Raw genomic sequence first — 14092 nt, forward strand, 5'->3', positions numbered from 1 at the left:
TTCAGCGCCCCTGCCCCTTCGCAGCTTGCCACTCGGCGAGCGCACGCTGTGCCATCTCCTTCAGATCGCGCCCGATCGCTTCGTAGGCAGAGGCGTCCAGATTCGCGAGCGAAACACGCACCGACCACGGCGGGCCATCGAAGCCCGAACCATTCAAAAGAACCGACCCGTGCCTCTTCGCCAGGTCAATGACGAGATCGAGAGGCGCGTGATGAGCGGCGACATAGTGCGTGAAATCTTCGCCGATCGCCTGTCGGCCCCAGACGGCGAGATCGAGATCGACGTAATAAGCGACGCGCAGCGGATCTGCGGGAATATGGAGACCGAGGCCCTTCGAGAGCGCAGCCAATCTCTCCTGGACGATCTGCCGGCATCGACTCTGGTACGCGTCGTCGCGATCAAGCAAGGCGAACAGCGAGAACAGGGTCATCTGCGCCTGCTGGGGCAGCGACAGCCCCGCCGTGTGATTGAGTGCGACGTCGCGACTATCGGCGACCAACCGGTCTATAAACTTCAGGCCGTCGGGATTTGTCGTCAAGGAACCGTAGCGCTGGCGCAGAGCCACTCGATCGCGCTCGGGCAAGGCCGCGATTCGCTCGTCGAACAGATTCTGTTGATGGACACCGATCACGCCGAGTCGCCAGCCAGTACACCCGAAATGCTTCGAATACGAATAGACCAGGATCGTGTTGTGCGGCAGATCGGCCGCCAGCGAGCGGAACCCCGGCGCGAACGTTCCGTAGACATCGTCGGTCAGGATGATCAAGTCGCGTCGCTTGTTTCTGACGAGCTCGACCAGGCGCGCCTGCGTGTCCGGATGCATGGCGAACGACGCCGGATTCGACGGGTTGACCAGAAAGAACGCTTTGATGGTCGGATCGGCGAGCTTGTCGATCTCCGCATCGCTGTATTGCCAGGCGTGGTGTCGATCCGCCATCCGGCTCTGCGCGATCTCGACGACAGAGAAAGAGAATTCCTCGAGGCGCGGCAGCTCGACGTAAGGCGTGAAGATCGGCGTGCCGAGCGCAATCGTGTCCCCTGTGTGAAGCAGACGGTTCTCGCGCAGGCTCGAGAATACGTAGCACATGGCCGCCGTGCCGCCCTCAACCGCAAACAGATCGAAGGTGCCCGTCGGCGGACGCCCATCGCACATCGTCTTGGCGAGATAACGTTGCACGACGCGCTCGGCGTGCGTGAGCATCCGGTCGGGCTCGGGATAGTTGTCGCCGATGACCGCATCGGTCAGCTCGTGCACGAATGCATCGGGATTGAAGCCAAGCTCCGACTCGCCGTACTCGATCGCCGCGCGCAGCAGAATCGAGCCCGGGCTCGATTGCGACGAGGCGAGGAATGAATCGAGCCGGCGGGCGATTCCCGCGGCCTCCGGCATGCCGCCGATGTCGCGTTCATCCCAGATCCGCTTCGATTCGGCGAGCGCGAACTGACCCAGCAGGAAAAATGCTTCGCGCGGTGTAGTTGCCACCCAGTTCGGATTACCGCGGCCGGCGTTGAGGAATTTGTGGGCCGCGGCGCCGCTCGCGCATTCCGCCTTGGCATAACGAATCAGCCGGTCCTTGAGCTGAAAGGGGCTGAGCTCGTCGAGTTCGTGGGGTCCGGCGCTCATGTCACAGAGTTCGCCAGGGAATCGGATACAGACAATTGGACCTAGGGCCCCTCGGTTGTAGAGTTCGTCTGAGCCGACATTCTCAATAGACATCCGATTCCGAGGGCGCATGTCCGACGACCGGGCATCCATAGAGCGCGATTGGCGCGAGCTGTTCCGCTCCATCGACACAGGCCTGTGCATCATCGAGGTGATCTTCGACGCTGCCGGGCGACCGGTGGACTACGTGTTTCTCGACGCCAATCCCGCGTTCGAAGCGCAGACCGGGCTCACCAATGCCATCGGCAAGCGCGTCCGCGACCTGGCGCCCACGCTCGAGCAATTCTGGTTCGAGACTTACGGCCGCATCGCGCGGACCGGGCAGCCCGAGCGTTTCGAACATCGCGCCGATGCGCTCGGTCGCTGGTACAGCGTCTATGCGTTCCCGTTCGGCCCGCCGGCACAACATCGATTGGCCGTTCTGTTCGACGACATCAAGCCTCGCAAGCTGGCCGAAGCAGCCTTGCGCGAGAGCGAAGAGCGACAGGCGTTCTTGCTGAAGCTCAGCGATGCGATGCGACCGCTGACTCATTCAGCCGACGTCCAAAGAGCGGCCATGAAGCTATTGGCTGAGCACCTCGACGTGATGCGCGCCTCGTACTTCGAGCTCGATGCGGATCAGGATGGCTTCACGCTGACCGCACGTTATGAGCGCGATCCGGAGCCAATGCCCGACCGCATGCGCCTGTCCGACTTCGCACCGGACATGGCCGACGCGTATCGCACCGGGCGCACGCTGGTGTATCGGGACACGGAAAAAGACGCGGCGTTGGAGTCGCAACGCGCGGCGTATCGTGCTATCGGCATTCGCGCCTGGACCGCCGTACCGCTGGTCAAGAGCGGACAGCTGGTGGCGATCGTCGGCATTCATTCCAAAACACCACGCGATTGGACCACGGCGGAAGTGCGACTTCTCGAAGACGTCGCCGAGCGAACCTGGGCGGCGGTCGAGCGCGCACGAGCCGAAGCGGCGCTACGAGCCAGTGAGGAACGTTTCCGCGAATTCGCCAAAGCCTCCTCCGCCGCGATCTGGATCAGAGATGCGAACAGTCTTTCGATGGAATACGTGAGCCCGGCGATTGCGAAGATCTACGGCGCCGAGCCGAACGTGTTCCTCGGCGATATCAGACGCTGGGCGGCCACCATCGTGCCGGAGGACCGGGACATTGCGCTGGACCAGATCGCCCGCGCCCGGCGGGGCGAGGCGGTCGTGCATGAATTCCGGATCCAGCGCCCTTCCGACCAGGCGTTTCGCTGGATCAGGAGCACCGACTTCCCGCTGTTCGACGAGCAAGGACGCGTGCAACGAATCGGTGGCATTGCTGAAGATGTGACGGAAGCGAAGCTCGCCACCGAACATCAAGGCGTGCTGCTCGCCGAGCTTCAACACCGGGTGCGCAATATCATGGCGATCATCCGATCGATCACGGCGCGCACGGGCGAACGAGCCGGTAGCGTGAAGGAATATGCCGATCTGATCGGCGGACGACTGCTTGCGCTGGCCAGAGTGCAGGCCCTGCTGACCCGCGCCGCCAATGCCAATGTGAGCATCTGGACTGTCGTTCACGACGAACTGAGCGTGCAGGCGAATCACGAAAGCCAGTATGTTCTGGAAGGTCCCGAGATCGAGCTCTCCGCCAAAACCGCTGAAGTCCTGACGCTCGCGGTTCACGAGCTCGTTACGAACGCGCTCAAGTACGGCGCGCTGTCCGTCCCGAATGGCAAGGTCAATGTGAGCTGGGCAAGCGTCGATGAGCGCGGTGTGCCCTGGCTCAACTTCAGCTGGTCGGAACGAGGCGGACCGCCCTCCGGCCCCGCCAGTCAATCATCCCGCCGCCGCGGCTTCGGCACGGAGTTGATCGAACGACGCATTCCCTACGAACTCGGCGGACACGGTCATCTTTCTATCGACACCGACGGCGCCCGATGTCATCTCAGATTCCCCCTCGACGACCGGGGTAGCATCCTCGAGACCGGCGCTCCGCAACGGGCAACCGTGTTCGGCGGCGCGCTCGACATGTCCGATGAACCGGCGCTCCACGGATACCGCGTGTTAGTGGTCGAGGACGAATATTACCTGGCGACGGATATCGCGCGGGCGCTGCAGGGAGCCGGCGCAGAAATCGCGGCGCTCTGCCCGACCGAAGAAGCGGCGTTGATCGAGCTGACAGATCACTGTCCGGACGCTGTCATCCTCGACATCAATCTCGGCTCGGGCCCCTCGTTCAAGCTCGCCGGAATGCTGCAGGATCGCGGCATTCCTTTCGTGTTCGTCACCGGCTACGAACAGGAAGCGATCCCGCCGGCCTTCCAGGCCATCGAACGATTGCAAAAGCCGGTGCAATTCCGTCAGATCGTGGCCGCCGTCGCGAAGTTGCCGATCCACAGGTAGCCGGCCGCCGATTCGTGGATAATCGCGGCCGGTTGTTGAAACAAGCTTGGGGATCATTGTGACGGGACGACCGGGTCGGGACGACAAACCGCTTTACGAAGCGCTCATCGATGCCCAGAAGCTCGCCTTCGCGCCACTGTCGTTTCATGCCACGCTCGCCTTGAGGGATCTCGGTGTGCTGGCAGCGCTGGCGGAGTCCAGGGCGGAAGGCCTCACTGCCGAACGCATCGCCGAGGTCACGCGCCTGCCCCTCTATGGCGTGAAGGTGCTGCTCGAAGCCGGCGTGGTCGCCGATCTCATCGCCATCGAAGGCGAGCGCTTCCATCTGCGCCAGCTCGGGCTCCTGGTCCTGCGCGACCGGATGACCCGGGTCAACATGGATTTCACCGCGGACGTTTGCTATCGAGGGATGGCACATCTGCGCGACACCATCACGACCGGCAAGCCGGCGGGGCTGAGGGAACTGGGACCGTGGAAGACGATCTACGAGGGTCTCACGCAGCTACCGCCGCAGGTTCAGAAAAGCTGGTTCGCCTTCGATCATTATTATTCGGACCATATGTTTCCGAACGCTCTGCCGCGGGTGTTCGCGGAGCGGCCGCGACGGCTGCTCGATGTCGGCGCCAACACCGGCAAGTTCGCCCTCAGCTGCCTCGAGCACGATCCGCAAGTCCAGGTCAGCCTGCTCGATCATCCCGGTCAGCTCGAACTCGCTCGGCAAGCAATCGAGGCGAAAGGTCACGGCGCACGGGCGAGCTATCACCCCATCGATTTCCTCGACCCCTCGCGCGAATTCCCGGGCAATCAGGACGCCATCTGGATGAGCCAGTTCCTGGATTGTTTCGGCGAGGACGAGATTGTCTCGATTCTCCAACGCGCACGGCGCGCCCTGTCAGCACAGGGGCGCCTCTATATCGTTGAAACGTATTGGGACCATCAGGAGCACGCCGCCGCCCGCTTCGTGCTCACGATGACTTCGCTCTACTTCGCATGTCTCGCCAATGGCAACAGCAAGATGTATCGCTCCGAGGACATGCGCGCCTGCGTGCAACGTGCGGGATTCAGTATCGAGCATGATCTGCAGCGTTTCTCGGCCAGTCACACGATGTTCGTGTGCCGGCCGGGTTGAAGATCAGCGTCGCTTCGGCAGACCGAAAGCATACAAAGCCTGCGATGCGTTCCCGCCCGACGCGGCGAACGCATCGTAGCCGGTTCCCCAAAACACCATCCCATCCACGATCGTCGCGCCGCCGTTACAGTTCGCGCCGCTGACGAAGTCCCAGAGAATTGCGCCGCTGCTCGCGCTCATCGCATACATGTGGCCCTGGTCGTCCATCGAGCAACCGTAGATGACACCGTTCGCCGCGCTCACCGGTCCCATGGCGCGCTCGAAGGCCGGATTCGGCGTCTGCCACAAGATGCGGCCGGTCGTCGCGTCGAGCGCGCTCCAGCCACCGCGATAACCGCCGCTCGAGCCGTCCTGCAAGCGCCATTCCTTGAATTCGCTGTTCGAGCTGGCGACGTAAACCCGTTTGCCATCGGTCGCCGAGCCCCATTGCAAACCGCCCGCCAGTCCGCCGGGACCCGCTTGGGTTTGCCACACGACTTTGCCGGTCGAAGCATCGAGTGCCCAATAGACGCCGCTCTTCTGACCGGCGCCGACCAGATCGCGCGACTTGCCTTTGAAGTCCTTCACCTTGAACAGCGCCGGGCCTTGAGCGAAGTCATAGTCCGGGCCTTCGGTATCCGGGCAGCCCGGCATTTCGATTTCCAGGCCGGGGATGAAATAAATGCCGCAGGAAAGATTCCATGCATCCTCCGGCAACGCCTTGTGCACCCATTTGACGGCGCCGGTCGCGAGGTCGAGAGCAACGATACTGTCGAAATAGTTCTTGTCGTCGATGCAAGCGGCGCGCTTCTGCGACGACGCCGCGCGCTCGACGCACCGGCTCGCGGCAGGCGGGACGGCATAGTTGTTTCCAGTTGCGACATATAAAGAGTTGCGCGAAGGGTCGATGGCCGGAGTGCTGCCCCACACGGCATTGCCTGTGTATCCCGGCGGCGCCATATATGTTTGCCAGCGAATCTTTCCAGTGCGCACATCCAGCGCGAGCACGCTGCCTCGGAACGTCAGTGGAAAGCCGAAACGGACCAGCGCCTCTTCATAAGAAGCGACGCCGACATATGCAGTGTTGCCATTCACGACCGCCGACTGCGTGACGATCGGAAAGCCGCCGCCCGGCACCTTGGTTCTCCAGACGAGCGCACCGGTGGCTTTGTTGACCGCCAGCAACCAGCCGTCCGGCGAATACACCTTACCGGCCTGATCGCCGAAGATCAGCAACTTGCCGCTGATCGCAGGCGTGGCACGGGCGTGATTACCAGGAATGCCGGTCAGGTCCCCAACGTTCACCTGCCATCGGATCTCGCCCGAGTCCCGATCGACCGCGAACAAATTCCCGGCGAAATCCGGCACGTAAACGGTGGTGGCGTCGACGGCGGGCGTTGCCGACACATCGCCTTGCGTTGGCAAGCGCCACTTGGGGACCAGCCGGCCGACGTTGTGAACGCCAAGGGTCCGCTCGGCCTTGTTATAGCGAGTGTTCTGAGCGTCGTAGCCGGCGCTGGACCAGGTCTCGTCGCTATCGTGAGCGCTCGAGAGCATCGAGGCCATCAGCAAGCCCAGCCCCAGGATCGATCGTACAGTCATGGCAACTCCTCCCCTTTTCTCCTAGAGGAGCGAGTTGCCGACCTGACTCACACGTCTTCGACACTCTTGAGCACGGCCGACAGCCGCAGGTCGATCTGACTCTTCACCAGCCGCAAGATACTTTCAAAGTCCTGGTCGGCGACCCCGGACGCCACTTTGAGCGCCGCCTTGACCCCATCGACCAGCGCTTCCCGGGTGGCCGCGAGCCGTCGGATCAAGGTCGCCCGAGAAATCCCAAACATCGTCGCCAGCTTCGCGGTCGTGACTCCATCGACATAGTGAAGTCGTAACAAGGCTCGATCTTCCGCCGCCAGCCCGGCGCAGGCGGTCGCGAATGCCCGGCTCACCGGCTCGCTATAGATCTGTTTGAACAAAGAGATTTCATGATCGACCCAGGGAATCTGCGCTTCCAACGCGGCTTCGACCTCGCCCTCGTTGCGATCCCGAGCGCGATTGATGGCCAACGCCTCGCGCACCACGGTGGCCCGCAGCCAGCCTTCCAACGATCCTGTCGCGCTATACGCCGTGAGCGCCGGCGGTTTATCGGGATCGCCGATCACACACCGGGTGACCAGGATCTGCCGGACCTCTGCAACCAGATCGGCATTGCGGGCGAGCTTGCCCAGATACAACGGGATGCGCTCGCCGAACGTCGCCAGGAATTCGGCGATGGCCACGGGAATCCGCTCGACGCAGGCGCAGGCGAGATACATGTCGGCGGCCCGGTCGGGATTGCCCTTCCAGGTCTCGGCCCGAGCATTAGCAAACATAATGAAAACGTCGCGGGACAGATCGATTGCGGGATAGGTGTCGCGCCCTATTTCATAGGCGCGTTCCGCTGGAATCGAAGCGAGCGACATGGACCGTAGGCTATCATAGGGCCCGCAGTGTCGCAGCGGGGTCCAGGAAACAATGACCGACGCCTCCTCTCTCTGTCCTGCCGCGGACGTGATCGCTGCTTTCGCTTTTGGAGAACTGGACGCGGCCAGCGCCCTGCCCGTGCAATCGCATGTCTCGATCTGCGAAACCTGCCTGGCGACGGTCGGCCATCTGGCAACGATGCGATCATCGGCTTCCGGTGCTGAAACAACGGAAGCTCACGCTGCGTTGACTGCGCCCGGCCAGGAGATCGGTCCCTATCGCCTCGTTCGGCGCGTCGGCGAAGGCGGCATGGGCGAAGTGTGGGAAGCCGAACAACACACGCCGTTACGAAGAACCGTGGCTTTGAAACTACTAAAGCCCGGTATGGATACGCGTCAGATCCTCACGCGCTTCTCGGTCGAACGTCAGATGCTCGCGTTGATGCAACACCCGAGCATTGCGCAGGTGTTCGATGCCGGCGCCACCGTCGCGGGGCGTCCGTATCTCGTCATGGAATACGTCGACGGCACGCGCATCACTTCGTATTGCGATCAGCACACGCTGAGCCTGCGGGCGCGGCTACAGCTCTTCCAGGAAGTCTGCGGGGCCGTCCAGCACGCTCATCAGAAAGGTGTGATTCACCGCGACCTGAAACCGTCCAACGTGCTCGTCACCCATCATGCGGGCAAGCCTCTGGCCAAGGTCATCGACTTCGGATTGGCGAAAGCCACAGCGCGCGATATCACTGATGCTTCTCTGACCGAGTTCGGCACCGTGCTCGGCACGCCGGCCTATGCGAGTCCCGAGCAACTGAGCGTCGGCGCGATCGACATCGACACGCGCAGCGACGTGTACTCGCTCGGCGCGCTGCTTTATGAGCTTCTTGTGGGCGTCATCCCGTTCGACGCCGATGGTACGCAACCCGCCGCGATCATCGAGCTGCGTCATGCGATCCGCGAGCGCGAGCCGATGCGTCCGAGCGCTCGCGTTTCGCGGCTCGGCGATCGCAGCGGGGCAATCGCCCAATCGCGTGGCGTGGAGCCAGTTGTACTTCGCAAACAACTGCGCGGCGAGCTCGACTGGATTGTGATGAAGGCGCTGGAGAAGGAACGCGATCGTCGCTACTCCTCGCCGCACGAACTGGCCCTCGATATCGATCGATATCTCAAACACGAGCCGTTGCAAGCGGGCCCGGCGAGTGCAGCGTATCGGGCTCGCAAATTCGTGCGTCGGCATCGCGTCGGGACGGCTTTCGCCGCGGCACTGGCTGGTGTGGTCGTCGCGTTCGTGGTCGTGACACTCGTCCAGGCACAGCGCATCGCCAAGGAACGCGACCGCGCCACGGCCGAAGCGGCCAAGGCGAATTCGATCAATGCGTTCCTGCAGGAGACTCTGGGCTCCGCCGATCCCTGGAAGACCGGCAAAGACGTCTCGATCCGAGAAGTGTTGAATATCGCGGCTCAAAAGGCGGACGCGGAGTTCAAGGATCAACCGCTCATCGCGGCCGCGGTGAAGAACACGATCGGACGCACGTTTGTGAGTCTGGGACAGATCGAACCCGGCGAGCAATTGATCCGCTCCGCGCTCGACATGCGACGAGCTCAGCTCGGCAGCCAGGACCCAGACGTCGCCGCGAGCTTGAACGACCTCGCGGAACTGCTTCACCAGCGCAGCGAGTACGTCGAAGCCGACCAGCGCACCCGCGAAGCACTCGATGCACGTCGTGCTGTGTTCGGCGAGCGCAGTAAAGAGGTGGCGGAAAGCCTCGACCAACTGGCGATGGGCCTGTTGTTACAAGGTGAGTTCGGTGCCGCCGAAAATGCCGCGCTGGAAGGGTTGTCGGTGCGCGAACAATTGTTCGGACCGCAAAGCCCCGAAGCGGCGGACTCCCTGCTCACGCTGGCCAGCATCGCGAACAACGGCGAAGGTAACTTCGAAAAGGGCGAGCAACTGGGGCAGCGCGCCTATGACATCTATTCCAAGGCGTTCGGCCCCCACGATCTGCACACGGCCCTGGCGGCCAATGCCATCGGCGTATCGCATTGGATGCGGGGACAGAACGAGCAGGCGCTCGACTACTATCGCAAGGTCCTCGACAGCTACGAACGATTGACCGGACCGGACAATCCCGAAACCGCCACCTCGAAAGAGAACGTCGCGAACGCGCTCGGGCGACTGCAGCGCTTCGACGAGTCGATTCCGTTGCTCGAGTCGGTGCTGGCGGTACGCCGCGCGAAGGCCGGCGAAGATGCCGCTGTGACAGCCCGAACCATGGGCAATCTCGCCGCCCATGAAATGCAAGCCGGCCACCTCGACCGGGCGCAAGCGTGGTTCGACAAAGCCCTCCCCGGCTATGCCAAAGCCTACGGCACCGACCACCCGGACTATGCGAACGTGCTGTCCAACTACGCCGCGCTGAAACGAAAGCAATCCCAGCCCGGCCCCGCCGAAGAACTACTACGGCAGGCACTGGCCATTCGCGTGGCCAAGCTCGGCGAGGAACATCTGTCACTCGCGAAAACCCGCTTCGAACTGGGAACGTTATTGCTCGAACGAAATGAGTATGCCCAAGCCGAAGCGCTGCTGACTCGTTCGTATGAAGTGCGCGCCAAACAACTTGGCGCCACACACGCACAGACTCGAGCCGCAGCCGATTCGCTCATTCAACTCTACACAGCCTGGGGCAAGCCCGACAAAGTCGCCGCGCTCAAGCAACCGGCACAATGACGATCACCGATTCCCGGCGGGACGATACGTGCCGAGGAGCCGGTCCCACAGCGAGGTCGTGACACCGAAGTTCACATCCTCGCGTCCGTGGTGAACGGCATGGGCCGCCCATTTCCTGCGCACCCAGGGTACGGAAATATCTTTGATACGCACGCTGTGTTGCAGGTGGTGCACGACGCCGTAGCCGAAGTAGGCGGCAAAGAATCCGCACAGAAGGAAATGCGCCACGAACGCGCTCAGCCATTGTGTCAACATCCAGAAGAACACCGGCGCGGACCCCGCGCTGAACCAGAACGGCAATGCCGCCGGCTGCTTCGGCTTCGAGTGGTGGGATGCATGCAGCTCGCTCCAGATCGGCGCGTTCGAATGAAACAGCCAGCGATGGAACGCGTACTCGACGAAGCTGAAAACAAACGCGCCGCCGAGAATACTCGCGAGCGCCAAGTACCAAGTGCCCCCCGCACGCGCACCCAAGATTCCGAAGACCAGCGCGCACGCGATATCCGTGACATAGGCCAGACGATAGTTCGCCTGACTCATGGCAATCACGCGAAAGAAGGGGCGTAGCAGTTCGACGATTCGCGACATCACGAGACCTTGGATTTGGCCAGGGTGCCCAGCCATTTCAGATTCGACACCACGCTCCGCGTGCACAGCTCCACGAGCTGCCCATCCACCAACCGGACCACCCGATCGGCGATATCGAACAAACGGGCGTCGTGAGTAACGAGGAGCACGGCACAGGAGCGCCGCTTGGCGGCCGCGTGGATCGCGGCCTTCACAATGTCCGCCGATTCGTCATCGAGCGACGCGGTCGGTTCATCCGCAAGCAAGAGCGACGGCTCGCGTACCAGGGCGCGAGCAACGGCGACACGCTGCTTTTCGCCACCCGACAGCTCATTCGGTAAAGCGTCGACCCGATGTGCCAAACCCAGCGAGCTCAGTGCGGCTTCCGCACGCGCGGCCGCATCGGCGATGGACACCTGCTCCAGCAAGGACATCACGACGTTCTGCCCTGCCGTCAATGCGTCGATCAGATGATGCGCTTGGAAGATGAAGCCGATCGAACTGCGTAGCTCGCGCTGAGCCTCACGCTCCAGACCGCGCAAGTCGCGTCCGAGCACCTGCAGATTTCCCTGTTGAACGGATCGAAGCGCGCCACACAGCGTGAGCAACGTTGTCTTGCCCGCACCCGACACGCCGGTCAGAACCACAATCGCGCCCGGCGCAACGTCGAGATCGAGCGCGCTGAGCACCGTGCGTGCCCGCGAATACGAATACGTCAGGCCTCGGGCGGAGATCACCGCGTTCATTAGAACAACTCCGTTGGATCGACCCGGCGCAGTCGATTCATAGCGGCCAATCCGGCAATGAACGCTGCGGCCAGAATCAGCGCATAGACACCGACCACGCGAGTCGTCGTCATCACCAGCGGCACGAGCGTCAAATGAGTCGCGCTCAAGTACACGATGCCCGCGAGCAGGAAGCCCACGGGATAGGCCATTGAGGTGAGCAGCCAGGCCTTCTCGAACGTCAGGCGCACAAAGTATCGATCGGAGTAGCCGAGCGCTTTCAAGGTCGAGTATTGACGCAGATTCTCGGCCACGTCCGACGACAGGATCTGATAAACGCTGACGCACCCGACGATCAGACTGATGGCGAGTACGGTCTTGAAGATGAATCCCGCCGGGGTTGTGCCGCGCCAATAAATCTGCTCGCGTCGATTCAGCTCCTCATGCGTCATCGCCAGAACGTCACCCGGCAATGCGGCGCGCAGCCGCTCGAGCACGTCTGCGCTACGCTCGCCTGGCTTCAGATGAATCAAGCCGATGTCGACGAGCCCCGACGCACGTGCTGGAAACAATCGTGCAAAGCCCTCCTCCGTCGCGACGGCCGTGCCATCGGCGCTGAACGACGCCCCCATTTCTAACAGTCCGGCGATGCGAACCGAGCGGTGCGCGACCTCGCTGCGCACTTCTCCTTCGCGAAACAGTGCCGCGATGGGACCGAATTCCGGACGCGACCGCGCATCGAACAGCAACTCGTCGGGCTGATCGAGCCTGTCGAGCGCACGCTGCCACTCGGGATTCGCGAACACCCGGGCGTTCTTCGGGACGCCCACGATATAAACGTTACGGTCGATGCGCGTGACAGGATTTCTGAAGGGCGCGATCCCGACTCGTAACGAGGCTATCGACTGCACGCCCTCGACCGACAGCGATTCATACAACCGACGCTCAGTGAAGGGCGCCGGCAATACCATGAATTGATACTGCGGACTGATCAGCACCAGATCGGCGTCGAGTTCCTGGAACAGGCGCGTCGCGCTTCGGAACAACGAGTCCTCGAAGCCCATCTGACACAGGATGCCGAGGCTCGACATCGCAATGCCGGCCACCGCGATGAGCAATCGCCGCGGATGATGCTTGAGCTGCAGAAACGCCAGCGGCACCTTGGCGTTCACGACTCGATCTCGACTGTCACGCGGGCGTTGATGAGGCGTTCGACGGCGGCGGGATCCTTCATTCGGATCAGGACGTGAACGATGCGGGAGTCGGCGAAGGCGGTCGGATCGATTGCGAAGACTTCGCGGGCGCCGACCAGGAATCCAATCCGGTCGACCGTGCCTTCCAACGGGGTGGCTAGCGAGTCGCCGGTGACGCGTGCGGTTTGACCGGTACGAATCCGCGCGATGTCATGCTCCACCACTTCGGCGTCCACAAACATCTCATCGGTCTGTGCGAAAGAGAGCAAGCCCTCCGCGCCGATGGCTTGACCTGGATATGCGTGAATGCGCAGAACACGCCCGGCGCTGGGCGCACGCACGTATTGGCTTGCTAACTTCGTGCGGGCCGATTCGGCATCCGCTTTCGCAGCCGACAGCTCCGCTGCGGCAACGGCAACGTCGGCGGGCCGAACGCTCGACAATCCCTGCAGCCGTGCCCGCTTTGCTTCCAGAACGCGCTTCGCGACGGACAATCGCGCCCGTTGCGCTTCCAGCGCTGCATCTGACACCACACGCTCTGCATTTAGTTGGGCTGCGCGCCGCGTGTCGGATTCGATCTGCGCGAGACTCGCCTCCTCGCTTTGCAACTCGGCTTGCAGTGCCTGGATGTCTTCGCGCTTTCCGCCTGACTTCAACGCGATCAGCTTCGCCTGCGCGACGTCGATTCGCCGCTCACTCGCCGCCAGATCCGCTTCGAGTTCATCGCGGCCTTTCGACACCGCCAGGATTTGATCGCGCTCGACCCAATCGCCCTCGCTCACGTGCAATTCACCGACGATTGCGACACCCACCGCGGCGGCCGGGGCCGCGATTGTCACAATGCCGTCGCGCGGACGAATGCGCCCCGGCGCGGTGACCGGGCGCGGCTGCGCCGACGCCGCTGGATCGAACTCCGCCTTCGCGGTCGCTTCCGATTTGCTGATCCATCGAGAGCCGAAGGGAATGGTCGCGACCAACGCCAGCCCGACGCACAGCCCGACCCGAACCCGCCGGTACAACCGTGATTCCGACGCCAGCTTCATGACCGGCCCCGGATCGCGCAGTTATCAATTGAAACAGCTCGCATGATCGCCCCTCCACTCCTTAGAGGAGCGAAGGGGCGAAGTGACTCATTCAGACATGATCGCCCTCCACACCCTGAAGTGGCGGCGCCGGCTCAGGCCGACCGCTCGGGCGCCGGGATGTTGAGGCCGCCACCGCGCGTCACCTCTCGATGGACAGGCACATACGCCT

At 62.7% G+C, this 14092-nt stretch carries 10 protein-coding genes; 3 read left to right on the top strand and 7 right to left on the bottom strand.

The genetic code is table 11. From position 1 onward, the window contains the following. Nucleotide 1 precedes the first annotated feature (1 nt). The gene (locus ACFPN2_RS33755; RefSeq protein ID WP_380604984.1) at nucleotides 2-1624 is read right to left on the bottom strand and encodes a bifunctional aspartate transaminase/aspartate 4-decarboxylase; all 1623 of its coding nucleotides are present in this window, start codon (nucleotides 1622-1624) and stop codon (nucleotides 2-4) included. Between the two features lie 109 nt (nucleotides 1625-1733). On the opposite strand from ACFPN2_RS33755, the gene ACFPN2_RS33760 reads away from it, so the two are divergent. Then, complete coding sequence (locus tag ACFPN2_RS33760; RefSeq protein WP_380604986.1) at nucleotides 1734-4055, top strand: HWE histidine kinase domain-containing protein; 2322 nt, start codon at nucleotides 1734-1736, stop codon at nucleotides 4053-4055. Nucleotides 4056-4113: 58 nt separating this feature from the next. Next, on the top strand, nucleotides 4114-5184 hold the full coding sequence (locus ACFPN2_RS33765) for a methyltransferase (RefSeq protein ID WP_380604988.1): 1071 nt from the start codon (nucleotides 4114-4116) through the stop codon (nucleotides 5182-5184). 3 nt (nucleotides 5185-5187) lie between these two features. Here ACFPN2_RS33765 and ACFPN2_RS33770 read toward each other — a convergent pair whose 3' ends face one another. Continuing rightward, nucleotides 5188-6765, bottom strand: coding sequence for an outer membrane protein assembly factor BamB family protein (locus ACFPN2_RS33770; RefSeq protein ID WP_380604990.1), 1578 nt, complete (start codon nucleotides 6763-6765; stop codon nucleotides 5188-5190). 47 nt (nucleotides 6766-6812) lie between these two features. After that, nucleotides 6813-7625 carry a hypothetical protein gene (locus ACFPN2_RS33775; protein WP_380604992.1) on the bottom strand — a complete coding sequence of 271 codons (813 nt, stop codon included), beginning with the start codon at nucleotides 7623-7625 and terminating at the stop codon, nucleotides 6813-6815. 52 nt (nucleotides 7626-7677) lie between these two features. Between ACFPN2_RS33775 and ACFPN2_RS33780 the strand changes: the two genes are divergently transcribed. After that, on the top strand, nucleotides 7678-10353 hold the full coding sequence (locus tag ACFPN2_RS33780) for a serine/threonine-protein kinase (protein WP_380604994.1): 2676 nt from the start codon (nucleotides 7678-7680) through the stop codon (nucleotides 10351-10353). Between the two features lie 3 nt (nucleotides 10354-10356). On the opposite strand, the gene ACFPN2_RS33785 is transcribed toward ACFPN2_RS33780, so the two are convergent. The 4 genes from ACFPN2_RS33785 to ACFPN2_RS33800 are packed head-to-tail and all read right to left on the bottom strand — an operon-like array spanning nucleotide 10357 to nucleotide 13881. Further along, nucleotides 10357-10941, bottom strand: coding sequence for a sterol desaturase family protein (locus ACFPN2_RS33785; protein WP_380604996.1), 585 nt, complete (start codon nucleotides 10939-10941; stop codon nucleotides 10357-10359). Further along, a complete protein-coding gene (locus ACFPN2_RS33790) occupies nucleotides 10941-11666 on the bottom strand; it encodes an ATP-binding cassette domain-containing protein (protein ID WP_380604998.1) in 726 nt (241 codons plus the stop codon). Before ACFPN2_RS33790 ends, ACFPN2_RS33785 begins: the two co-directional genes overlap by 1 nt. Continuing rightward, nucleotides 11666-12817: an ABC transporter permease DevC gene (gene devC, locus ACFPN2_RS33795; protein ID WP_380605000.1), complete on the bottom strand. Its 1152-nt coding sequence runs from the start codon at nucleotides 12815-12817 to the stop codon at nucleotides 11666-11668. Before devC ends, ACFPN2_RS33790 begins: the two co-directional genes overlap by 1 nt. Next, nucleotides 12814-13881: an HlyD family efflux transporter periplasmic adaptor subunit gene (locus tag ACFPN2_RS33800; protein ID WP_380605002.1), complete on the bottom strand. Its 1068-nt coding sequence runs from the start codon at nucleotides 13879-13881 to the stop codon at nucleotides 12814-12816. The genes devC and ACFPN2_RS33800 overlap by 4 nt, the downstream gene beginning before the upstream one ends. Nucleotides 13882-14092 lie beyond the last annotated feature (211 nt).

Source organism: Steroidobacter flavus (assembly GCF_042651805.1).
GTDB classification, from domain to species: domain Bacteria; phylum Pseudomonadota; class Gammaproteobacteria; order Steroidobacterales; family Steroidobacteraceae; genus Steroidobacter; species Steroidobacter flavus.

Coding starts and splice junctions, on each gene's coding strand:
- ACFPN2_RS33780 (WP_380604994.1), top strand. CDS start 7,678: ATGACCGACGCCTCCTCTCTCTGTCCTGCCGCGGACGTGATCGCTGCT.
- ACFPN2_RS33770 (WP_380604990.1), bottom strand. CDS start 6,765: ATGACTGTACGATCGATCCTGGGGCTGGGCTTGCTGATGGCCTCGATG.
- ACFPN2_RS33760 (WP_380604986.1), top strand. CDS start 1,734: ATGTCCGACGACCGGGCATCCATAGAGCGCGATTGGCGCGAGCTGTTC.
- ACFPN2_RS33755 (WP_380604984.1), bottom strand. CDS start 1,624: ATGAGCGCCGGACCCCACGAACTCGACGAGCTCAGCCCCTTTCAGCTC.
- ACFPN2_RS33800 (WP_380605002.1), bottom strand. CDS start 13,881: ATGAAGCTGGCGTCGGAATCACGGTTGTACCGGCGGGTTCGGGTCGGG.
- ACFPN2_RS33785 (WP_380604996.1), bottom strand. CDS start 10,941: ATGTCGCGAATCGTCGAACTGCTACGCCCCTTCTTTCGCGTGATTGCC.
- ACFPN2_RS33790 (WP_380604998.1), bottom strand. CDS start 11,666: ATGAACGCGGTGATCTCCGCCCGAGGCCTGACGTATTCGTATTCGCGG.
- ACFPN2_RS33775 (WP_380604992.1), bottom strand. CDS start 7,625: ATGTCGCTCGCTTCGATTCCAGCGGAACGCGCCTATGAAATAGGGCGC.